General features: G+C 72.6%; 19 protein-coding genes. 4 read left to right on the forward strand and 15 right to left on the reverse strand.

Annotated features, from left to right (window positions below; translation table 11 throughout):
- Nucleotides 1-123: 123 nt before the first annotated feature.
- A complete protein-coding gene (locus ALMP_RS41495; protein WP_264937209.1) occupies nucleotides 124-1,089 on the reverse strand; it encodes a 2-hydroxyacid dehydrogenase in 966 nt (321 codons plus the stop codon).
- A 73-nt stretch (nucleotides 1,090-1,162) separates the two neighbouring features.
- Here ALMP_RS41495 and ALMP_RS41500 point away from each other — a divergent pair, with 73 nt between their 5' ends.
- Together ALMP_RS41500 and ALMP_RS41505 are read left to right on the forward strand one after the other, a co-directional pair.
- Nucleotides 1,163-2,161 carry an aldo/keto reductase gene (locus tag ALMP_RS41500; RefSeq protein WP_264937210.1) on the forward strand — a complete coding sequence of 333 codons (999 nt, stop codon included), beginning with the start codon at nucleotides 1,163-1,165 and terminating at the stop codon, nucleotides 2,159-2,161.
- Between the two features lie 182 nt (nucleotides 2,162-2,343).
- Nucleotides 2,344-3,501 (forward strand): sorbosone dehydrogenase family protein, encoded by a 1,158-nt coding sequence (locus ALMP_RS41505; protein WP_264937211.1) that lies wholly within the window; start codon nucleotides 2,344-2,346, stop codon nucleotides 3,499-3,501.
- Between the two features lie 13 nt (nucleotides 3,502-3,514).
- Here the strand turns inward: ALMP_RS41505 and ALMP_RS41510 are convergent, their stop codons facing one another.
- From ALMP_RS41510 to ALMP_RS41540, 7 genes are all read right to left on the reverse strand, one after another.
- Nucleotides 3,515-3,727 carry a DUF6191 domain-containing protein gene (locus tag ALMP_RS41510; RefSeq protein ID WP_264937212.1) on the reverse strand — a complete coding sequence of 71 codons (213 nt, stop codon included), beginning with the start codon at nucleotides 3,725-3,727 and terminating at the stop codon, nucleotides 3,515-3,517.
- Between the two features lie 9 nt (nucleotides 3,728-3,736).
- A complete protein-coding gene (locus tag ALMP_RS41515; RefSeq protein WP_309299620.1) occupies nucleotides 3,737-6,829 on the reverse strand; it encodes a LuxR family transcriptional regulator in 3,093 nt (1,030 codons plus the stop codon).
- 140 nt (nucleotides 6,830-6,969) lie between these two features.
- Nucleotides 6,970-7,197, reverse strand: coding sequence for a hypothetical protein (locus ALMP_RS41520; RefSeq protein WP_264937214.1), 228 nt, complete (start codon nucleotides 7,195-7,197; stop codon nucleotides 6,970-6,972).
- 200 nt (nucleotides 7,198-7,397) lie between these two features.
- Nucleotides 7,398-7,985: a hypothetical protein gene (locus ALMP_RS41525; protein ID WP_264937215.1), complete on the reverse strand. Its 588-nt coding sequence runs from the start codon at nucleotides 7,983-7,985 to the stop codon at nucleotides 7,398-7,400.
- Nucleotides 7,986-8,020: 35 nt separating this feature from the next.
- A complete protein-coding gene (locus ALMP_RS41530) occupies nucleotides 8,021-8,596 on the reverse strand; it encodes a GNAT family N-acetyltransferase (RefSeq protein WP_264937216.1) in 576 nt (191 codons plus the stop codon).
- Nucleotides 8,574-10,808 (reverse strand): MMPL family transporter, encoded by a 2,235-nt coding sequence (locus ALMP_RS41535; protein ID WP_264937217.1) that lies wholly within the window; start codon nucleotides 10,806-10,808, stop codon nucleotides 8,574-8,576. Before ALMP_RS41535 ends, ALMP_RS41530 begins: the two co-directional genes overlap by 23 nt.
- A 221-nt stretch (nucleotides 10,809-11,029) precedes the next feature.
- Entirely contained in the window at nucleotides 11,030-11,374 is a 345-nt protein-coding gene (locus tag ALMP_RS41540; protein ID WP_264937218.1) for a hypothetical protein, read from the reverse strand.
- Nucleotides 11,375-11,501: 127 nt separating this feature from the next.
- Between ALMP_RS41540 and ALMP_RS41545 the strand changes: the two genes are divergently transcribed.
- On the forward strand, nucleotides 11,502-12,314 hold the full coding sequence (locus ALMP_RS41545; protein WP_264937219.1) for a cyclopropane-fatty-acyl-phospholipid synthase family protein: 813 nt from the start codon (nucleotides 11,502-11,504) through the stop codon (nucleotides 12,312-12,314).
- Nucleotides 12,315-12,376: 62 nt separating this feature from the next.
- On the opposite strand, the gene gatB is transcribed toward ALMP_RS41545, so the two are convergent.
- The 5 genes from gatB to ALMP_RS41570 form a co-directional block, all read right to left on the reverse strand.
- The gene (gene gatB / locus ALMP_RS41550) at nucleotides 12,377-13,891 is read right to left on the reverse strand and encodes an Asp-tRNA(Asn)/Glu-tRNA(Gln) amidotransferase subunit GatB (protein ID WP_264937220.1); all 1,515 of its coding nucleotides are present in this window, start codon (nucleotides 13,889-13,891) and stop codon (nucleotides 12,377-12,379) included.
- 15 nt (nucleotides 13,892-13,906) lie between these two features.
- On the reverse strand, nucleotides 13,907-14,146 hold the full coding sequence (locus tag ALMP_RS41555; RefSeq protein WP_264937221.1) for a hypothetical protein: 240 nt from the start codon (nucleotides 14,144-14,146) through the stop codon (nucleotides 13,907-13,909).
- On the reverse strand, nucleotides 14,143-15,636 hold the full coding sequence (gatA, locus tag ALMP_RS41560; protein WP_264937222.1) for an Asp-tRNA(Asn)/Glu-tRNA(Gln) amidotransferase subunit GatA: 1,494 nt from the start codon (nucleotides 15,634-15,636) through the stop codon (nucleotides 14,143-14,145). Before gatA ends, ALMP_RS41555 begins: the two co-directional genes overlap by 4 nt.
- A gap of 4 nt (nucleotides 15,637-15,640) precedes the next feature.
- The gene (gatC, locus tag ALMP_RS41565; RefSeq protein ID WP_018531282.1) at nucleotides 15,641-15,937 is read right to left on the reverse strand and encodes an Asp-tRNA(Asn)/Glu-tRNA(Gln) amidotransferase subunit GatC; all 297 of its coding nucleotides are present in this window, start codon (nucleotides 15,935-15,937) and stop codon (nucleotides 15,641-15,643) included.
- Nucleotides 15,938-16,029: 92 nt separating this feature from the next.
- Nucleotides 16,030-16,521, reverse strand: a complete 492-nt coding sequence (locus tag ALMP_RS41570) for a cupin domain-containing protein (protein WP_264937270.1) — start codon at nucleotides 16,519-16,521, stop codon at nucleotides 16,030-16,032.
- A gap of 230 nt (nucleotides 16,522-16,751) precedes the next feature.
- Between ALMP_RS41570 and ALMP_RS41575 the strand changes: the two genes are divergently transcribed.
- The gene (locus ALMP_RS41575) at nucleotides 16,752-16,904 is read left to right on the forward strand and encodes a hypothetical protein (RefSeq protein ID WP_264937223.1); all 153 of its coding nucleotides are present in this window, start codon (nucleotides 16,752-16,754) and stop codon (nucleotides 16,902-16,904) included.
- Between the two features lie 293 nt (nucleotides 16,905-17,197).
- On the opposite strand, the gene ALMP_RS41580 is transcribed toward ALMP_RS41575, so the two are convergent.
- Nucleotides 17,198-19,456 (reverse strand): bifunctional diguanylate cyclase/phosphodiesterase, encoded by a 2,259-nt coding sequence (locus ALMP_RS41580; RefSeq protein WP_264937224.1) that lies wholly within the window; start codon nucleotides 19,454-19,456, stop codon nucleotides 17,198-17,200.
- 270 nt (nucleotides 19,457-19,726) lie between these two features.
- On the reverse strand, nucleotides 19,727-21,919 hold the full coding sequence (ligA, locus tag ALMP_RS41585) for an NAD-dependent DNA ligase LigA (RefSeq protein WP_264937225.1): 2,193 nt from the start codon (nucleotides 21,917-21,919) through the stop codon (nucleotides 19,727-19,729).
- Nucleotides 21,920-21,932 lie beyond the last annotated feature (13 nt).

A 21,932-nucleotide genomic window follows, 5' to 3' on the forward strand; every position in this document is an offset into this window, starting at 1 on the left:
AGTCTCGTCACTCAGGGACATAGTTCCTCTACGCTCAGTGACGACCAGCGGCGACGCGCGTACGGCCCGCGTCCGAAGGACTGCGGAGGGTGCCCGAACCGGATCACGCGCGTCCCGTGCCCGTCATGCTTCGTCGGTGGCGCCCGTCGTAAGGATCACGTGGCGCAGGGGCTCCTGGTTCACGAAACGGTGCAACTGATCCACCAACAGGCGTTTGGCGCGCGGCAGGAAGGCGGACGTGGGGCCGCCGACGTGCGGGCTGATCAGCACGCCCGGCGCCCGCCACAGGGGGTGGCCGGGGGGCAGCGGCTCGGGGTCGACGACGTCCAGGGCCGCCGTGATGCGGCCGGTCTCCAGCTCCGCCAGCAGCGCCTTGGTGTCGACGACGGCTCCCCGGGCGACATTGACCAGCAGCGCGCCGTCCTTCATGCGGGCGAGGAACTCGGCGTCGACCAGGCCGCGCGTGCTGTCGGTGAGGGGCGTGGAGAGGATCACGACGTCCGCCTCCGGCAGGAGGGAGGGCAGTTCGGTGAGTGGGTGCACCAGGCCGCGCGCCGTGGTGCGCCGGGAGCGCGCGACGCGCGCCACCCGCGCGACCTCGAACGGAACGAGCCGGTCCTCGATGGCCGCGCCGATGGCCCCGTAGCCGACGACGAGCACGTTCTTGTCGGCGAGCGCCGGGTGGAAGCCGCCCTGCCAAAGCCCCTGGTCCTGGGCGCGCACGAACTGGGGGATGCCGCGCAGGGCGGCCAGGGTCAGGGTGAGCGCCAGCTCGGCCGTGCTCGCCTCGTGCACCCCGCGCGCGTTGCACAGCCGTACGCCGGGCGGGATCGACGGCAGCACGGCGGTGATGTCGTCGACGCCCGCCGTCAGCGTCTGGATGAGCCTGAGGTGCGGCATCCGCTCCAGCGGCCGCACCTTGACGTGCTGCCGCTTCATGTACGGCACGACGTACACGACGCAGTCGGCGGGGTCGCCCGGGAAGGCCTGCCGGCCGTCCTCGCCCCCGTCCCAGAGAAGGTAGTCGAGGCCCTCGGGGAGGCCCTGGATCTCGTCCGGCGGGATGGGAAGCCACACGTCAGCAGTCATGTCTGGAGGCTATGTCAGGCACGCGCGCGTGCAGAGGTTAGGTTGGGGGCCGGGAAAGGGAGGTTCGCGGCAGGTGGAGCGCAGGACGATCGGCGCGGGGGCGCTCTCGGTGGGGGCCGTCGGTCTCGGGTGCATGCCGATGAGCTGGGCGTACAGCGGGTCGCGGCAGCGGGGGGACGCGTCGCTGCGGGCCGTGCACCGGGCGCTGGATCTGGGCGTCTCCCTGCTGGACACCGCCGACATGTACGGCCCGTTCACCAATGAGCTGCTGGTGGGGCGGGTGCTGAAGGAGCGGCGCGCGGACGCGTTCGTGTCGACGAAGGTCGGGCTGCTGGTGGGTGAGCAGCACATCGTGGCCAACGGCCGGCCGGGATATGTGAAGCGGGCCTGCGACGCCTCGCTGAGGCGGTTGCAGACGGACGTCATCGACCTCTACCAGCTGCACCGCGCCGACCCGGAGGTGCCGGTGGAGGAGACCTGGGGGGCGATGGCGGAGCTGGTCCGCGCGGGCAAGGTGCGGGCGTTGGGGCTGTGCGCGGTGGGGGCGCGGGGCGGCCGGCGCTCGGGCGGGCGGCTGTACGACGCGACGATCCGGCAGTTGCGTCGGGTGCAGCAGGTCTTCCCGGTGAGCGCGGTGGAGGCGGAGTTGTCGGTGTGGTCGCCGGAGGCGCTGGAGACGCTGCTGCCGTGGTGCGAGCAGCGCGGGGTGGGTTTCCTGGCGGCGATGCCGTTGGGGAATGGTTTCCTCACCGGCACGCTGACGCCGGGCGAGGGTTTCGAGCCGGACGACATGCGGGCCCGGCATCCCCGTTTCACCGCCGAGATGATGGCCGCGAACCAGCCGATCGTCGCCGGCCTGCGCCGGGTCGCCGCACGGCACGGCGAGGACGTGACGGCCGCGCAGGTGGCGCTGGCGTGGGTGCTGGCCCAGGGGCGCCATGTGGTGCCCGTGCCCGGGGCCAAGCAGGAGCGGTGGGTGACGGAGAACGCGGGGGCGGCCGGGGTGCGGCTGTCGGAGCGCGACCTGGCGGAGGTGGCGGAGCTGCCGGCCGCCCAGGGGTCGTGGGAGTAGGGCCGGGGCACGTCCTCATGCGTATCGGTTCGCGTGGCCGGGGCAGCCTCTCGGTATCGGCTCGCGTGGCCGGGGCGCCTCCACTTCCGTATCGGTTCGCGTGATCGGGAACCCGTGGGGCGCGAGCGGTGTAAGACAAGTAGAACCCGCGCTGGAACCGCTCCGTCGAAGGGACCCAGATCGTGCATCGTCGAGCAGTGACGGCCGTGCTGGCCGCGAGTGCGCTCCTGTTGGCGGCCGGCTGCTCCTCCGACGGCGGAGGAGCCCCGGACCGAGCGAGCCCGTCCCCGAGCCCGACGGCGGCCGGGTCCTCCCCCGCCGGGCAGGCGGAGCCGACCCCGCCCGCCAAGGGCACGGTCACGGTGGTGCGCACGGTCGCCGAGGGCCTGAACTCCCCCTGGGGCCTCGTGCCGCTCCCCGACGGCGGCCTGCTGGTGGCCTCCCGCGACGAGGGCACGATCGTCAAGGTCGACGAGAAGACGGGCGCGAAGACCGAGCTGGGCGAGGTCCCGGGCGTCTCGGCGGACGGCGAGGGCGGCCTGCTCGGCATCGCCCTCTCCCCGGACTACGCCTCCGACCGCATGGTCTACGCCTACTTCACCTCCGCCTCCGACAACCGTGTCGTGCGCATGCTGTACGACCCGAAGCGCCCGGTCGGCGAGCAGTTGGGCGCACCCGACACGGTCTTCCGGGGCATCCCCAAGGGGTTCGTGCACAACGGCGGCCGGATCGCCTTCGGCCCGGACCGGATGCTGTACGTGGGTACGGGCGAGAGCGGTGACAAGGGCCTGTCCCAGGACAAGGAGTCCACGGGCGGCAAGATCCTGCGCCTGACCCCCGAGGGCGAGCCGGCCCCGGGCAACCCCTTCCCCGACTCCCCCGTGTACTCGTACGGGCACCGCAATGTGCAGGGCCTGGCCTGGGACGCCGAGCAGCGTCTGTTCGCCTCGGAGTTCGGCCAGGACACCTGGGACGAGCTGAACGCGATCGCGCCGGGCGCCAACTACGGCTGGCCGGAGGCGGAGGGCGAGGCCTCCGACGCGCGGTACCGCGACCCGATCGCGCAGTGGGGTCCGGACGAGGCCTCCCCCAGCGGCATCGCCCACGCCGAGGGCTCGATCTGGATGGCGGGGCTGAGGGGCAAGCGTCTGTGGCGTGTCCCGTTGAAGGGCACGGAGGCGTCGGCGGCCCCGCAGGCCTTCCTGACGGGCGAGTACGGCCGGCTGCGCACGGTGGTCGCGGCGGGCGGCGACAGGCTGTGGGTGACCACCAGCAACACCGACGGCCGGGGCGCGCCGCAGGGGGGTGACGACCGGATCCTGGAACTGCGGGTGAGCTGAGGCGGCTCGCGGTTCACTGCCCGGCCCGCGGGCCGTCGTCCCCTTCGGGCTCCTGCCCGGGCCGCGTCGCGGGCCGCCGGACGACGACCTTGCCGGAGGTGAGGTCTATCGGCCCGCGTCCCGGGTCGCCGTCGCCGACGTCCACTCGGGTCAGCTCCAGCCGGTTCTGCTCGTCCCGGGTGTGCTTGCGGCCGGGTGCGAACAGTTCCTCGAACATGTTGAACACGGCGCCTCCCTAATAGGCTCCGTCATTGTCGCTCAGCCGTTCGATCCCCGGCTCCGTGGGGAACATTTCCAGCCGATGGGCGACGGCCGCCGCCTCGCCCCGGCCCGAGACGCCGAGCTTGCCCAGGATGTTGGAGACGTGGACGCTCACGGTCTTCGGGGAGATGAACAGTTCCGCGGCGATCTGGCGGTTCGTGCGGCCGGCGGAGACCAGCCGCAGGACGTCACGTTCCCGGCTGGTCAGGCCGAGGGCCTCGGCGGGGTCGGCGGGGGCGGGGCGCCGCCTGGGCGCGGGCAGCAGGGTGAGGCGGGCGCGCTGGGCGAGCAGGGCGACCGCGTCGGTGAGCGGGCGGGCGCCGAGGTGCGCGGCGACGGCGTGGGCGAGGCGCAGCAGCTCGGCGGCGCGGTCGCGCTCGTCGTCGCCGCCGATGGTCAGCAGCGCCTCGGCCAGGCGGTACCGGGTGCGGGCGAGGTCGTAGGGGCGCTCCAGCGCCTCGAACGCGGTGACGGCGTCGGACCACTCGGCGGGGGCGCCGTGGCCCTCGGCGCGCAGCAGCTCGGCGCGCAGCCAGAGGGCGTGGGCGTGCCAGACGGGGACGGCGGTGGCGAGCCGTTTGGCGGTGGTGCGGATACGGCCGAGGAGCGCGGCACGGCCCTCGTCGTCGGCGGCGGGCAGGGCGCGGGCGTCGCCCTCGACGGCGGCGGCGGTGACGAGCAGGGGCCAGGCGTAGCGATGGGTGCCGGGCGGGAAGCCGCGGTCGAGGACGCGCGTGAGGTGGGACCTCGCCTCGGGGAGGCGGTTCTCGGCGGCGGCGACGGCGACGGCGATGCGGGTCAGTGGCAGATCGTACTGGGGGGCGGGTTCGTGCGCGGCGAAGAAGCCCCGTGCGGCGTCCAGCAGGCGGGTCGCCTCGGCGAGGTCGCCGCGGTCGAGGGCGAGTTCGGCGCGGCGGGTGGCGTGGGCGCCGCGGGTCGCGCTGCCCTGCCCGATCCGCCCGGCGGCGGCACAGGTCCGCTCCGCCTCGTCCCAGCGCCCGAGGGCGAGCAGGGACTCCGTGTGGTTGATCCGCACCAGGGCCTCGGCGTCGGGCAGTCCGTGCCGGGCGGCGAAGACGATGCCCTCCTCCAGGATCGGCAGGGCCTCCAGGGAGCGGCCGACCGCCTCGAGTTCGGAGGGGAGGTTGACGTACACGTTCAGCGTGACGGAGGAGATGTCCTCGGCGAGCGCCCGCTCCTTGACGCGGTGGAGCTCGGCGAGGCCGGTCTCGACGTGGCCGGCCTCGACCATGAGGATGCCCAGGATCTGGTGGGCGTGGAGTTCGGTCTGGCGGGCGCCGACCATGCGGGCGTACTCCACGGCGCGCTCGGCGGCGGCGTAGGCGTCGGGTCCCGGGTCGTGCACCATCGACCAGTTGGCCACATGGGTGAGGATCTCGGCGTGCACCCCGCTGGGCGGCAGGCCGCGCACCAGCTCCTGGGCGGTGGCCAGCTCCTGACGGCCGCTGCCGCGGCCCACCGCGAACACCAGCCGGGAGCGCTGCACCCAGAACCAGGCGGCGCGCAACGGGTCGTCCCCGTCCGTCAGCAGGTGCAGGGCCCGGTTGGTGATCTTCAAGGCGCGTTCGCGTTCCCCGCAGCGGCGGCCGGCGACGGCGGCCTCGGCCATCAGGTCGAGGTAGCGCAGCGGGGTGGCGGCGGGGTCGCGGCCGTCGGCGGTCCGCGGGTGCGGTGCGGGCGGCGGGGGCGGGTAGGCCTCGGCGTAGTCGACGGGGCGCAGGGTGGCCCGTACCGCCTCGGGGGTGGAGTCCCACAGTTCCATCGCGCGTTCCAGGAGCCGGAGTTGCTCGCTGTAGGCGTGGCGGGAGCGGGCGATGAGGGAGGCGTCCAGGACGGCGGGCAGGGCCCGGGCGGGGTCGTGGGCGTGGTACCAGTAGCTGGCCAGGCGCATGACGCGCTCGTCGGCGGGGACGAGCGTCGGGTCGGCCTGGAGGGCCTCGGCGTAACGGCGGTTGAGGCGGGAGCGTTCGCCGGGCAGCAGGTCGTCGGCGACGGCCTCGCGGACCAGGGAGTGGCGGAAGCGGTAGCCGTCGTCGGCGGGGGTGGGGAGCAGGATGTTGGCGCCCACGGCGGCCCGCAGCGCCTCGATGAGGTCGTCCTCGGTGAGTCCGGCGACGGCTGCGAGCAGCCGGTACTCGACGGTGGAGCCCCCCTCGGCGATGATCCTGACGACCTTCTGGGCGTCCCCGGGCAGCGCCTCGACCCGGACCAGCAGCAGGTCGCGCAGGGAGTCGGTGAGGCCGGTGCGACAGCCATCGGCCGCGGCGACGGCGAGTTCCTCGACGAAGAAGGCGTTGCCGTCGGAGCGTTCGAAGATGGCGTCGACCTGGGCGGGGTCGGGTTCGGCGGCGAGGATCCCGGCGATCTGACGGCCGACCTCCTCGCGGGTGAGGCGGGCCAGGTCGATACGGCGGACGGTGCGCAGCCGGTCGAGTTCGGCGAGGAGGGGGCGCAGCGGGTGGCGGCGGTGGATGTCGTCGGAGCGGTAGGTGGCGAGGACGACGAGGCGGCCGGTGCGCAGGGTGCGCAGCAGGTAGGACAGGAGGTGGCGGGTGGAGGCGTCGGCCCAGTGCAGATCCTCCAGGGCGAGGATCACGGTGCGGTCGGCGGTGACGCGTTCCAGGAGGCGGGCGGTGAGTTCGAAGAGGCGGGCGGTGCCCTCGTCGTCGTGCCCACCGGTGCCGGCCTCGCCCAACTCCGGCAGCAGCCGGGCGAGTTCCGTCTCCTGGCCGGCCGCTGCGGCGGCCAGTCGGTCGGGCAGGGCGCGGCGCAGGGCCCGCAGGGCGGTGGAGAACGGGGCGAAGGGAAGGCCGTCGGCGCCGATCTCGACGCAGCCGCCGAGCGCGACGACGGCGCCTCGGCCCTCGGCGACGGTGGCGAACTCCTCGACCAGCCTGGTCTTGCCGACCCCGGCCTCACCGGCGATCACCAGCGCCTGCGGCTCGCCCGCGCCGGCCCGGGCGAGCGCCTCGTCGAGGACGCCCAACTCCTCGGCCCGGCCGACGAATACGGGACTGACGGACCTGCTCTGCACAACAGCGAGCATCGCACAGGGCGGCCCGGCCCCCCCAGCCGATATCGACGGGCGCGGCGTGGAGACGGTGGGGCCGGAAGCGGACGGCTCCCCCACCGCGCGCGTGGGAGCGGTGGCGCCGGAAGCCGGCGACTCCCCCACCGCGCGCGTGGTCACGTGGAGCGCGCGGGTCGCAGGCGACGGGGACGGCGGCTATCGGACGCGCCGGCGGCGTTTAGGGGTTCCGCGCCGCCGGTGGCGGGCGTCGTGCGGGACGCGCGGGCGACGGCCTCGCGGCGGGCGGCGCGGCGGCCTCGGGTGGCCTCGCGGGCCAGGCGCTCCTCCTGGGCCTGGCGGATGAGTTCGGCGGAGCGCATCTGGTGGAGCTCGTAGGCGTACATGGTGTGTCCCTCGGGAGAGTCGGTTGTCGCGGCTGGTCCGCCGCGTTGCCTCAACCTTCGTCGCCCAGGGGGGTCCGCCACATCGGGAGAGTTCCGCATCTTCGGCGGCGGGCGGGGCCTTAGACGCGTGTGAGGGGTCTCAGGGCGGTCCGTAAGGTGCTTACGGACCGCCCTGAGACCCCTCCGGGGCCTGCGGCGGCTCAGCTCGCCGACGGCAGTCCGAGCAGCGCGTCGGTGTACTTCAGGACGGCCAGCAGCAGTCCGACGACGCCGAGGGTGATGCCCGCCCAGGCGACCGACTTGATCCACGGCGCCTGCGGCCTGCCGGGCGCGCCGAAGGCGGGCCGGGCCAGCACCACGACACCGGTGATCAGCGCGGCCAGCGCGAACAGACCGGCCCACAGGGCGGTGGTCTGCCAGGCGTCGCCGTAGACCGCCTGGATCTGCTGCGCGACGCCCGCGTCGGTCGAGGTCTCCAGCTGGCCGACGAGGGTCTCGCGGGCGGAGGCGACGGTGCCGACCCAGCCGCCGGTGAGCGAGACCAGGCCGAGCGCGGCGGAGACCACGGCGCCGGCGCCCTGGCCGACACCCGTGGGGCCGTCCTGCTTGGTGTCGCCGTCGGCGGCGGTGCCGGCCTCGGCCGGCGTCACCTCGTCGGTGGTGTCGCTCGTGTCGGTGGTGTCGCCGGTGCCCGTCGCGGCGACGTCCGTCGCCTCGTCGTCGCGCTTCGCCTCGGCGGCCTCGGCGCCCGTGGCCGCGCCGTCCTCGTCAACAGTCTTGGTTCCCATGCCTCGCACCGTACGGACGCTCTCTGAGAGGTCTCTTAATGGTCGTTGTGAGCGGCACGCGCGCGTGCGGCGCGCCACTCGGGGGCCAGCACCGACCACACTTCGAGGTCGTGCCGTACCCCACCATAGGGGTGGGCCTCGCGCTGGACACCATCGCGGGTCATGCCCAGCCGTCGGGCGACGTTCAGGCTGGGCACGTTCCCCGAGGCGGCGATCCACTCGATCCGGTGGATGCCGCGCCGCTCGACGGCGAAGTCGATGAGCACCCGCATCGCGCGCGTGACCAGTCCGCGCCCGGTGCCGGCGGGTTCCAGCCAGCAGCCGACCTCGCAGTTGCCCCGCGCGGCGTCGAAGTTGAGGAAGAGCACCCCGCCGACGAGCTTGCCCTCCAGCCACAGGCCGTGCAGCGAGCCGGTGTCGGCGGCGCGCATGTCGGCGTAGCGCTGGAGCACCTCGCGCGCGGAGGCGGTGTCGGTGGCGTTGGCGCCGAAGCCGATGTACTGGTTGATGAACTCCCGTCCCCGCTCCAGGTGCGCGAGGAACTCCTCGGCGTGCCAGGGCTCCAGGGGGCGTAGTTCGGCTCCGTCGTCACCCAGTGGTATCGCGTACATCCGGCTGCCGCTCCTTGTCGAGTTCGAGGTCCTCCACGACCTGGGCGAGCTTCTCATGAGCGGCACGGGTCTCGGGCGGTTCGATGCTGATGCGGGGCAGTCGGCGGTCCAGCCAGCGCGGCAGCCACCAGTTGGCGCCGCCGAGCAGATGCATCAGGGCCGGCACCAGCAGTGTGCGGAGCACGAAGGCGTCGAGGGCGACGGCGGCGGCCAGCGCGATGCCGAACATGGCGATCACGCGGTCGCCGCTGAGGACGAAGGCGAGGAACACCGAGATCATGATGACCGCCGCGGAGTTGATCACCCGGCTGGTCTCGGCGAGGCCGACGCGCACGGCCCGCCGGTTGTCGCCGGTCTCCAGCCACTCCTCGTACATCCGGCTGACCAGGAACACCTGGTAGTCCATGGAGAGCCCGAAGAGGACCGACACCATGATCACGGGGAGGAAGGGTTCGATCGGTCCGGCGCGGCCCAGGCCCAGCAGTTCGCTCCCCCAGCCCCACTGGAAGACCGCGACGACCACGCCGAAGGCGCCGGCGACGGCGGCGACGTTCATCACGGCGGCCTTGAGCGGGATGCCGACGGAGCGGAAGGCGAGCAGCAGCAGGACGCAGCCCAGACCGACGACGACCCCGACGAACAGCGGCAGCTTGCCGACGATGACCTCGGCGAAGTCGTCGTACCCGGCGGTGACGCCGCCGACCTGCACATCGAGCGAGGTGCCCGCCTCGGCGCGCGGCAGCACCTCCGCGCGCAGCCGGTCGACGAATTCGCTGGTGCGCTGCGACTGCGGGGCGGACTCCGGTACGACGGTGAGGTACGCGGTGTCGCCGCCGGCGCTGTACGTCACCGGGGTCACGGACGCCACGCCCTCGGTGGAGCGCAGGGTGGCGTCGAGGTTGTCGAGGGCGAGCCGGTCCTCGGCGCCGTCGACGTGGGTCACCAGCGTCAGGGGGCCGTTGACGCCGGCGCCGAAACCGTCGGCGAGGAGGTCGTAGGCCTGGCGGGTGGTGGCGGACGCGGGGCCGTTGCCCTGGTCGGAGGTGCCCAGGCGCAGCCCGGCCGTCGGCAGGGCGAGGACGGTGACGACCACGAGGGCGAGGGTGCCGAGCAGCTTGGGGTGACGTTCCACGAACGCCGACCAGCGGGCGGCGAAGCCGGTCGGCAGCTCGGGTTCGGGTCCGTGCTCGGCGAGGCGGCGCCGTTCGCGGCGGCTGAGGGCGCGCGGGCCGATGAAGGAGAGCAGGGCGGGCAGCAGGGTCACGGAGGCGGCGACGGTCAGGACGACGGTCAGGGAGGCGGCTATCGCGACGCCGTTGAGGAAGTTCAGGCGCAGGATCAGCATCCCGAGCAGGGCTATGCAGACGGTGGCGCCCGCGAAGACGACCGCGCGTCCCGTGGTCGCCACGGCGTTCTCGGCGGCCTCCGCGACCGGCAGCCCGCGCTTCAGGCCGCGCCGGTGCCGGGTGACGATGAACAGCGCGTAGTCGATGCCGACACCCAGCCCGACGAGCATGCCGAGCATGGGCGCGAAGTCGGCGACGGTCATGGCGTGCCCGAGCAGCACGATCCCGGCGTACGCGGTGCCGACCCCGACCAGGGCGGTGACGATGGGCAGCAGGGAGGCGGCGAGCGAGCCGAAGGCGAGGAACAGCACGACCGCGGCGACGACCACGCCGACGATCTCGGCGAGGTGCCCGCCGGAGGACTCGGTGAGCGCGATGGCGCTGCCGCCCAGCTCCACCTGGAGCCCGTCCGTTTCGGCCGACTTGGCGAGGTCGACGACGGCCAGCGCCGCACCCCGGTCGATGTCCTCGGCCCGCTCCTCGAAGACGACCGTGGCGTAGGCGGTGCGCCCGTCCCGGCTGATCCGGGCGGCGCCCTGGTCGTCGTAGGGGCTGGTCACGGAGGCGACGGCCGGCAGATCCGCGATCCGCTCCAGGGTGCGGGTCATGGTCTGCTCGACGTCGGCGGCGCGGACGGTGCCCGAGCCGGTGTGCCAGACGACGGTGTCGCTGTCGCCGCCGAGTCCCGGGAAGCCGTCCTCCAGCAGCCGGGTGGCACGGCCGGACTCGGTGCCGGAGACGTCGTAGTCGTTGGAGTACGTGGAGCCGGTGAGCGCGGCGGCGCCGGCCGTGCCGCCGAGGACGAGGAGCCAGAGCAGGAACGCGACGAGGCGGTGCCGGACGCACCACTGTGCAAGGGCTGCCACGAACGTGCTCCCGGAGGTCAAATTGTGGATCTTTGGCCGGGAAACAGTCGCGCCTGAACCGAACAGCCCGCAAAGAACGATGAGCGATGCGAGGACACTCTTCCAGGCGAACGTGATCGTTGGCCGCGTTCGTGGGGTTCTTCACAAGAGTGGGAGACAGATCACAGGACAATAACGCCGACTCTGTCCTGTCGGCGTCGGCCCGGGGTGCCGGGTCCCCGTCAGTCGGACTGGTCGCCGAACGCCATCACCATCACACCGGCGATCAGCAGCCACAGCGCGCGCCGGGTGCGGCCCCGGGCGCCCAGGAAGGCGGCCAGCGCGCAGACGGCGGCGCCGAGGGCGTAGGCGGCGGGGACCAGGGCCGGAGCGGAGCCGGTGAGGCGCAGGAGGGCGGCCGCGAGACCGGCGAGGGTCAGCAGGGCGCCGGTGCCGGTCGCCGTCCAGCGGGCCCGTCGCGCCTCTTCGATCTCTTCGATCTCCTCGGGCTCTTTCTCCTCGGGCTCTTCGCCCTTGCCGACCTCCTCGTTCCTCTCGGATATCTCGGAATCACTGCGTCCACTCATGGCGGGCGAGCGTAGCGCGTCGCGCCGGAACAGGGGATGCGGGGTGGTCACCGACGCAGGCATGTGCATTATTTGAGTGTTCGACTTTACTCTTCCTTTGCCCTTCTGTCTGAGGAGCGTGTCACCGATGCAGGACATCACCTCGAAGACGGCCTCGAACGAAGACCTCACCCAGCGGCTGACCCTCGCCCACTACCCGCGCAGCAACGGCTACGACGCCCGCTGGATGATCGAGAACCACATGGGCCCGAACCCGCTGTGGTTATTGGAGTGGCTGGCCCCCGCCCTCGGCATGGACACCCTGCGCTCCGGCGCGAGCGTCCTCGACCTGGGCTGCGGCCGGGCGATGACCTCGATATTCCTCGCCAAGGAGTACGGCGCCCAGGTCACCGCCGTCGATCTGTGGATCGAGCCGGACGACAACGCGCGGCGCGCCGCCGAGGCCCAGGTGTCCGACCGGGTGCTGCCCCTGCGGGCCGAGGCGCACGACCTGCCGTTCGCCGAGGGCGGCTTCGACGCGATCGTGAGCATCGACGCGTACCACTACTTCGGCACCGACGACCTCTACCTGGCCACGCTGACCCGGCTGCTCAGGCCCGGCGGGCGGATCGGCGTCGTCGTACCGGCGCTGCGGGCGGAGCTCGACGGCGTCGAGCCGCCGGAGCACCTCAGGGCGTACTGGGAGCGGGATGCCGGCTTCTGGGCGTTCCACTCCGCCGACTGGTGGCGGCGCCACTGGACACGCAGCGGAGCCGTCGAGGTGGAGGTGGCCGACTGGCAGCCCGACGGCTGGCGGGACTGGCTGCTGTGGTGCGAGGTGGTGGCGGAGGAGAGCGACGACCCGGTGCACGCGGAGACCTGCCGCTGGTGCGCCGAGATGCTGCGGCTCGACGAGGGCCGCACGCTGGGCTACGTACGGCTCGTGGGACGCCGTGTCTGACAGACGACCGGGGTGATGCACCAGGTCCGGTGCATCACCCCGGGGTCTGTGCGCAACCGGGCTCAGCCTTCGCTGACGCCCAGCTTCTGCAGGATCAGCTCCTTGACGCGCGCCGCGTCGGCCTGACCCCGGGTCGCCTTCATGACCGCGCCGACCAGGGCGCCCGCCGCGGCCACCTTGCCGCCGCGGATCTTGTCGGCGATGGCCGGGTTGCCGGCGATGGCCTCGTCGACGGCCGTGCCCAGTGCCGAGTCGTCGGAGACGACCTTCAGCCCGCGCTTGTCGACGACCTCGTCCGGGGTGCCCTCGCCCGCGAGGACGCCCTCGATGACCTGGCGGGCCAGCTTGTCGTTCAGGTCGCCGGAGGCGACCAGCTGGGCCACCCGGGCCACCTGCTCGGGGGTGATCGCCAGCTCGTCGAGGGCCTTGCCCGACTCGTTGGCACTGCGGGCCAGTTCGCCCATCCACCACTTGCGGGCCGAGGCCGCGTCGGCACCGGCGTCGATCGTGGCGACGATCGGCTCCAGCGCGCCGGCGTTGAGGATCGCCTGCATGTCGGTGGCCGAGACACCCCACTCCGCGAGGAGGCGGGTGCGGCGGGCCAGCGGCGGCTCGGGCAGCGCGGCGCGGATCTCCTCGACCCACTCGCGCGAGGGCGCGACCGGAACGAGGTCCGGCTCGGGGAAGTACCGGTAGTCCTCGGCCTCCTCCTTCACCCGGCCCGAGGTCGTCGAGCCCGTGTCCTCGTGGAAGTGCCGGGTCTCCTGCACGATCGTGCCGCCGGACGACAGCACCGCCGCGTGCCGCTGGATCTCGAAGCGGGCCGCGCGCTCCACGGACCGCAGCGAGTTCACGTTCTTCGTCTCGGAGCGCGTGCCGAACTTGTCGGCGCCCTTCGGCATCAGCGACAGGTTCACGTCGCAGCGCATCTGGCCCATCTCCATACGGGCCTCGGAGACACCGAGCGCGCGGATCAGCTCGCGCAGCTCACGGACGTACGCCTTCGCCACCTCGGGAGCGCGCTCGCCCGCGCCGACGATCGGCTTGGTGACGATCTCGATGAGCGGGATGCCGGCCCGGTTGTAGTCCAGGAGCGAGTGCGAGGCGCCGTGGATACGGCCGGTCGCGCCGCCGACGTGCGTCGACTTGCCGGTGTCCTCCTCCATGTGGGCGCGCTCGATCTCCACGCGGAAGACCTCGCCGTCCTCCAGCTGCACGTCGAGGTAGCCGTCGAAGGCGATCGGCTCGTCGTACTGGGAGGTCTGGAAGTTCTTCGGCATGTCCGGATAGAAGTAGTTCTTCCGGGCGAAGCGGCACCACTCGGCGATCTCGCAGTTCAGCGCGAGACCGATCTTGATCGCGGACTCGACGCCGGTCGCGTTGACGACCGGGAGCGCGCCGGGCAGGCCGAGGCAGACGGGGCAGGTCTGGGTGTTCGGCTCGGCGCCCAGCGCCGTCGAACAGCCGCAGAACATCTTGGTCTTGGTGCCGAGTTCGACATGGACCTCAAGGCCCATGACGGGGTCGTACGACGCCAGCGCGTCCTCGTACGACACCAGGTCGGTCGTGGTGGTCACGGTGAAACTTCCCTCTCAGCCCAGCAGGACGTCGTCGTCGCCCAGCCGCTTCAACTCGCGGTAGAGAATGGCCAGGTTGGTGACGACAGCCGCGCCGGTCACGACGGCGTCGAGCAGCCGCAGCGTGTCGTTGTCGGTCCGGGCCTTCTTGATCTGCTTGACCACGCCGATCACGCCGAACGCCGAAGTGGCCATCGACACGTACAGACCGGACTTGGACTTCTTGAAGCCTTTGGCCTTGGACAGTGCGCTCACAGCGACGGAGCCTCCTCGAGAAGCGGGTGACCCCACTTTTCCACGAAGGCGGCCTCGACGGCGGCGCCGACCTTGTAGAGCCGCTCGTCCTTCAGCGCCGGGGCGATGATCTGGAGGCCGACCGGGAGGTTGTCCTCCGGGGCGAGACCGCAGGGCAGCGACATGGCCGCGTTGCCCGCCAGGTTGGTCGGGATGGTGCACAGGTCGGCCAGGTACATCGCCATCGGGTCGTCGGCGCGCTCGCCGATCGGGAAGGCGGTGGTGGGCGTCGTGGGCGACACGATCACGTCCACCTGCTCGAAGGCCTTCTCGAAGTCGCGCGTGATGAGCGTGCGGACCTTCTGGGCGGAGCCGTAGTAGGCGTCGTAGTAGCCGCTCGACAGGGCGTAGGTGCCGAGCATGATGCGGCGCTTGACCTCGGGACCGAAGCCCGCCTCACGGGTGAGGGAGGTGACCGCCTCGGCGGAGTTCGTGCCGTCGTCGCCGGAACGCAGGCCGTAGCGCAGGCCGTCGAAGCGGGCGAGGTTGGAGGAGCACTCGCTCGGCGCGATCAGGTAGTACGCCGACAGCGCCAGGTCGAAGGACGGGCAGTCCAGCTCGACGATCTCGGCGCCCAGCTCCTTCAGCAGCGCGACCGACTCGTCGAAGCGCTGGAGCACGCCCGCCTGGTAGCCGTCGCCGCGGAACTGCTTGACGACACCGACGCGCATCCCGGCGACGCTGCCGTTGCGGGCGGCCTCGACGACCGGCGGGACCGGGGCGTCGATGGAGGTGGAGTCGAGCGGGTCGTGCCCGGCGATGACCTCGTGCAGCAGGGCGGCGTCCAGGACCGTACGGGCGCAGGGGCCGCCCTGGTCGAGGGAGGAGGAGAAGGCCACCATGCCGTAGCGGGAGACCGCGCCGTACGTCGGCTTCACGCCGACCGTGCCGGTGACCGCGGCCGGCTGGCGGATGGAGCCGCCGGTGTCGGTGCCGATGGCGAGGGGGGCCTGGAAGGAGGCGAGGGCGGCGGAGGAACCGCCGCCGGAGCCGCCGGGGATGCGGGTGAGGTCCCAGGGGTTGCCGGTGGGCCCGAAGGCGCTGTTCTCGGTGGAGGACCCCATGGCGAACTCGTCCATGTTGGTCTTGCCGAGGATGACGACGTCGGCGGCCTTCAGCTTCTTGGTGAGCGTCGCGTCGTACGGCGGGATCCAGCCCTCGAGGATCTTGGAGCCGACGGTCGTGGGCATGCCCTCGGTGGTGAAGATGTCCTTGAGCGCCAGGGGGACCCCGGCCAGCGGACCGAGCTTCTCGCCGCGCTCGCGCTTGGCGTCGACGGCACGGGCCTGGGCCAGGGCGCCCTCGCGGTCGACGTGGAGGAAGGCGTGCACCTTCTCGTCGACGGCCTCGATGCGGGCCAGATGGGCCTCGGTGACCTCGACGGCCGTGAGCTCGCCGGAGGCGATCTTCGCGGCGATCTCGGCGGCGGTGAGCTTGATGATGTCCGTCATGGGATCAGTCCTCCCCCAGGATCTGCGGCACCTTGAAACGCTGCTGCTCCTGGGCAGGGGCGCCGGAGAGCGCCTGCTCGGGGGTGAGCGACGGACGGACCTCGTCCGCCCGCATGACGTTCGTCAGCGGGAGCGGGTGCGAGGTCGGCGGTACGTCTTGGTCGGCGACCTCGCTGACGCGGGCGACCGCGCCGATGATGTCGTCCAGCTGTCCCGCGAAGTGGTCGAGCTCTTCGGGCTTCAGCTCCAGACGCGCCAGCCGGGCGAGGTGGGCGACCTCCTCGCGCGTGATGCCAGGCATGCAGCGTTCCTCTGGGGTGAGTGTGTGTGGTTTGGGCCCAATCCTAGGGGGCGGGGACAGGTGCCCGTGAAACGGTTCGCCGCGGCCCGGCGTCAGCGCCGCCCCTCCCACGCCTCGCTGCGCAGGAAGTGGTTGTCGTAGAGCTCCTGCACCTCGAGGATGCTCTCCGGTCCCACCTCGCCGAGGCGGATGCGCTGGAGGTGGCGGAAGTACTCGAACCGCTCGACGCCCGGGGTGATGACGATGAGGAGGTCGGCGGTGCTGCCGGGGGCGGCGGCGAAGGCGTGCGGCTTGCCCGGCGGGACCACGACCAGGTCGCCGGGTTCGGCGGTGACGATGTCGTCGCCGGACAGGACCTGGGCCTCGCCGTCGAGCAGGAAGAACATCTCGGCGGAGTTGCGGTGCAGGTGCGGGCGGGCGCCGTCGGCGCCCTCGCCGAGGGTGACGCGGACGGTGGACAGCGCGCCGCCGGACGCGCTGCTGTCCGCGAGCAGCTTGACGGCGACGGGGTCGCCGCCGACGACCTCCGCGTCGGCGTCACGGACGACCACGGAGTCGTCGAACTTCGGCACGAACAGCGACATGTGCATCCCCCTGGGGTTCGGTGCGGGACGGGCTGACGGGACGGGCTGGGCGGCGAAGGACGGTCCGGCGCCGATCAGGACAACGATCGCGGTGGCGAAGTGGATCCCGAAGGCCACGGCTCCAGTACCGCCGTGGCGCGGCACGATCGCGGTGGCGAAGTGGATCCCGAAGGCCACGGCTCCGGTACCGCCGTGGCGCGGCACGATCGCGGTGGCGACGAGCGGCGCGCATGAACCAGGCCTCGGCCCGGGCTCGCGACGAAGACGAGCAGGGCGAGGCCGAGGACGCCGAAGGCGGCGTCCCCGAGGCCCTCGACCGTGAGGTGGGCGGCGCCCCCGTCCGCCTTGCCCGGCACGCCGTAGCCGGCGGCGGAGGCCCCTGACGGAGACGCACTGGGCCGACCCGCACGGCTGGTCACGCCGACACGCGGCGGCCGCCTGCCGGAGTGGGCCCACGAGCACGGCCGGAGCCGCTGATCGCCCGCATCGCGGCCGCGGGAGCCGATCCGAACCCGCCCCTCCACCAGCCCGGGGCGGCGCCCCCGCATCGCTTCGCGACCGCCCGGAGCCGATCCGGACCCGCCTCCACCGGCCGGGGGCGGCGCCCCCGCATCGCGGCCGCCAGGAGCAGACCCTGGCCCGCCCCCCACCGGCCCGGGGCGGCGCCCCCCAGCGGCTATTCGTCGGCCGCCGCCGCGGGCAGGGCCGCCGCCGGGCGCTGCCAGCCGCGAGAGCCCCGGGCCCGCAGCCACGCCGTCGTCTCCTCGGGCGGCATCGCCGCCGCGACCAGCCAGCCCTGTACGGCGTCACAGCCGAGGTCGCGCAGCCGCTCCCAGGTCTCGTCGTCCTCCACGCCCTCGGCGACGACGAGGAGGCCGAGGGAGTGGGCGAGGTCGACCGTGCAGCGCACGATCTCCGCGTCCTCGGCGTCCACCGCCAGCCGGGCCACGAAGGAACGGTCGATCTTCAGCTCGCTCACCGGCAGGCGGCGCAGATGGACGAGGGAGGAGTAGCCGGTGCCGAAGTCGTCGAGGGACATCTTCACACCGTGTCCGGTCAGCCCGTTCAGGGTGTCGGCGGCGCGCTGCGGATCCTCCAGCAGGACGTGTTCCGTTATCTCCAGCTGGAGCGCTCCCGCCGGGACCCCGTGCCGAGCCAGCCGCGCGGCGACCGAGCCGGCGAAGCCGGGGGTGTGCACATCGCGCGGGGAGACGTTCACCGCGACCGGTACGAACAGCCCCTGGGCGCGCCACTTGGCGACCTGCCCGAGCGCTGTCTCCAGCACGTACTCCGTGAGGTGCGGCATCAGCCCGGACGACTCGGCGATCGCTATGAACTCGTCCGGCGGGACCTTGCCGCGCTCCGGGTGCACCCACCGCACAAGGGCCTCAAGGCCGGCGACCTGGCCGTCGAAGCGGACCTTGGGCTGGTAGTGCAGCTGGACCTCGTGCGCGTCGAGCGCGCGCCGCAGGTCGCCCAGCAGCCCGAGCCGGTCGGGGGTGTTGGAGTCCCGCTTGGACTCGTAGACCTCGACGCCCGTACGGTCCCGTTTGGCCTGGTACATCGCCACGTCCGCCCGGCGCAGCAGCCCCTCCGCGTCGAGCGCGTGGTCGGGGAAGACGGCGACGCCGGCGCTGGCCTCCAGCACGAGGGTGAGCCCGTCCAGGTCGAGCGGCGAACTGAGGGCGGAGACCAGACCGCGGGCGACCCGGGTCGCGGAGGTCGTGGAGTCGGCGACGGGAAGTAAGACGGCGAACTCGTCACCGCCGAGCCGGGCCACCTCCGCCCCGCGCGGCAGGGCCAGTCGCAGCCGGTCGGCTATCTGGAGCAGCAGCCGGTCACCGGCGAGATGACCGAGCGTGTCATTGACCGAGCGAAAACGGTCGAGGTCGATCAGCATGAGTGCGGCCCGGGCGCCGATGCGCTCGGCGTCGTCCAGGGCGGTCCAGATGCGCTCGCCGAGCCACTGGCGGTTGGGGAGCCCGGTGAGCGGATCGCGCAGTTGCTCCTCCGCGCGGGCGCGGGCCATCCACAGCGTGGAGTCGAGGGCGATCAGCGGGATGGCGAACAGCGGCAGCATGATCGGCTTGGCCACGGCCACCACGCACACCAGCGGGGCTATGCCGAGCAGGGCGACGGCGACCAGGCCCTGCCTGACCACCGCGGTGCGGGCGACGGTGGGCAGGCCGCCGGAGCGTGGCGCGTGCAGATACCAGAGCAGCACGCGGGTGACCGAGAGGTAGGCGACGGCGACCAGCACCACCTGGGGCGCGGTGTAGACCGTCCAGGTGTCGGGCGTCCAGGGGTTCTCGACGGACGGCACCCGCCCGCCGGCCGCCAGCAGCAGCGCCCCGGCGCCGATGCCGAGGACGTCCACCGCGCCGTGCAGGGCGCCCTGCCGCCAGCGGTGGCGGCGGGCTATGCCGACCAGCACGACGACGGTGAGGCTGACCAGGCCGGCCGGCACCCAGCCGTACAGGAGCAGGACGGCGAGGGTGAGGGCGGCGCCGGAGCCGGTGCCGCCCCACCAGCGGGCCCGGCCGAGCAGGACCAGATGGCCTACGACGACACCGGTCAGCAGGGCCAGCGACCAGCCGACGGTGCCGGACGGGAAGAGCGCGTGGTTGCCGGTGAAGGCGCGGTAGAAGCCGGCGCCGAGGGCGAACCCGGCCGCCGCGACGACCGCCGCGGGCAGCGCGGGCCAGGACAGGTGCCGGTCGGGTTCACCGCCGGGCAGCCCGTGGGCGACGGGGACGGGGAGCAGGGCGGGCGCGCGCGGCTCCACCGAGGTGCGCGCGGTGTGCGGGGCGCCGGGGCGCGCTTCCGCGCCCGGGGGCCGTTCCGCCCACACCACCCAGCGGCTGCCCCACCAGGCGCCGGTGACCCGGCGCCGGCGCAGCCCTGAGTCGGGGGCGGCGCTCTCGGTCGGTTCCATTCCCGTCCCTCTCACAGCCGGCGGTGCCCACGCCACGCGGCCCGGTGCCCGACAGCCCTTGGGCGGCGCCGCGTTGGAAGACCCTTCCCCGTGCCCGTCACGAGCGCGGGGATGCCCCGACCGCAGCTGGGCACGGCAGGCGCACATCTCAACAGTAGGCCGCAGAAGGCTTCCACGGGCAGCGGTCGACGACGGTTGCCCGAATGCGCCCCGGCCACCCGTATGCATCTGATATGCGCCGATCGGGTGGCCTTCAACCGCTGTCGCCCGCTACTCCGCTGCCGGAAGCGCGGCTTCCGCGGCGGCCTTCGGGCCCTGTTCCAGCAGGACCGTGAAGCCGTCCTCGTCCAGGACGGGCACCTTGAGCTGCATCGCCTTGTCGTATTTCGATCCGGGACTGTCACCCACAACGACGAATGACGTCTTCTTCGAAACCGATCCGGTCACCTTCGCTCCGCGGCTCTGGAGGGCGTCCTTGGCGCCGTCGCGGGTGAAGTGCTCCAGCGTGCCGGTGACGACGACGGTGAGGCCTTCGAGCGGACGCGGACCCTCGTCCTCGCCGGAGCTCTCCTCCTCCATACGGACGCCGGCTTCCTTCCACTTGCGCAGGATCTCCTGGTGCCACGCCTCAGCGAACCACTCCTTGAGGGAGGCGGCGATGGTGGGACCGACGCCCTCGGTGTTCGCCAGCTCCTCCTCGCTCGCCTGCCGGATGCGGTCGATGGAGCGGAACTCGCGCGCGAGCGCCTCGGCGGCCACCGGTCCCACGTGCCGGATGGACAGGCCGGTGAGGATCCGGGCGAGCGGGCGCTGCTTGGCGGCCGCGATGTTCTCCAGCATGGCCAGCGCGTTCTTCTTCGGCTCGCCCTGCTGGTTGGCGAAGACCGTGACGATCTTCTCCTCGCCGGTCTTCGGATCCCGCTTGGGCAGACCGCTGTCCTGGTCCAGGACGTACGCCTTGATGGGCAGCAACTGCTCGACGGTGAGGTCGAACAGGTCGCCCTCGTCGGTGAGCGGCGGGTCGGCGGGCTCCAGCGGCTTGGTGAGGGCGGCGGCGGCGACATACCCGAAGTGCTCGATGTCCAGCGCCTTGCGACCGGCCAGGTAGAAGAGCCGCTCGCGCAACTGGGCGGGGCAGGTGCGGGCGTTGGGGCAGCGCAGGTCGACGTCGCCCTCCTTCATCGGCCGGAGCGCCGTACCGCACTCGGGGCACTCCGACGGCATCACGAACTCCCGCTCGGTGCCGTCCCGCAGGTCGACGACCGGGCCCAGGATCTCCGGAATGACGTCACCGGCCTTGCGCAGCACCACCGTGTCGCCGATGAGGACGCCCTTGGCCTTGACGACGTCCTGGTTGTGCAGGGTGGCGAACTCCACCTCGGAGCCGGCCACCGTCACCGGCTCGACCTGGGCGTACGGCGTGACACGGCCCGTGCGGCCCACGCCCACGCGGATGTTGACGAGTTTGGTGTTGACCTCCTCCGGCGCGTACTTGTACGCGATCGCCCAGCGCGGCGCGCGCGCCGTCGAGCCGAGGCGGCCCTGGAGCCGGATCTCGTCGAGCTTGACGACCACCCCGTCGATCTCGTGCTCCACGGAGTGGCGGTTCTCGCCGTAGTGCGCGATGAACCGCCGTACGCCGTCGAGGTCGTCGACCACCTTGTTGTGCAAGGAGGTGGGCAGGCCCCAGTGTTTGAGGAGGTCGTAGGCCTCGGAGAGACGGCTGAGGCCCTCGTAGCCCTCCAGGGCGCCGATGCCGTGGACCACCATGTGCAGGGGGCGGGTCGCGGTGACGCGCGGGTCCTTCTGGCGCAGCGAACCGGCCGCCGCGTTGCGCGGGTTGGCGAAGGGCTTGTCGCCGGCCTCGACCAGACGGGCGTTGAGCTCCTCGAACTTCTCCATCGGGAAGTAGACCTCGCCGCGGATCTCCACGAGCGTGGGCACGCCGTCGCCCGCGAGGCGGTCGGGGATCTCCGCGATCGTGCGCACGTTGGGCGTGATGTCCTCGCCGGTGCGGCCGTCGCCGCGGGTCGCCGCGCGCGTGAGCCGGCCGTTCTCATAGGTGAGGTTGACGGCGAGGCCGTCGACCTTCAGCTCGCACAGGAAGTGGTAAGGGGAGGCACCGACGTCCTTGTGGACACGCTCGGCCCAGGCGGCCAGCTCCAGGTCGTCGAAGGCGTTGTCCAGCGAGAGCATGCGCTCGCGGTGCTGGACGGCCGTGAACTCCGTCGCGTACGCGCCCGCGACCTTCTGGGTCGGCGAGTCGGGCGTGCGCAGCTCGGGGTACTGCTCCTCCAGCGCCTCCAGGGAGCGCAGGAGGCGGTCGAACTCCGCGTCGCTGATGACGGGAGCGTCCTTGACGTAGTACCGGAAGCGGTGCTCCTCGATCTGCTCAGCGAGCTGCGCGTGCTGCTCCCGTGCCTGCGTGGGCACCGTCGTCTCCGCTTGCTTGTCGCCGGCCACCGTGTTGTCCTCC

The organism is Streptomyces sp. A012304 (assembly GCF_026008495.1).
Lineage (GTDB): Bacteria > Actinomycetota > Actinomycetes > Streptomycetales > Streptomycetaceae > Streptomyces.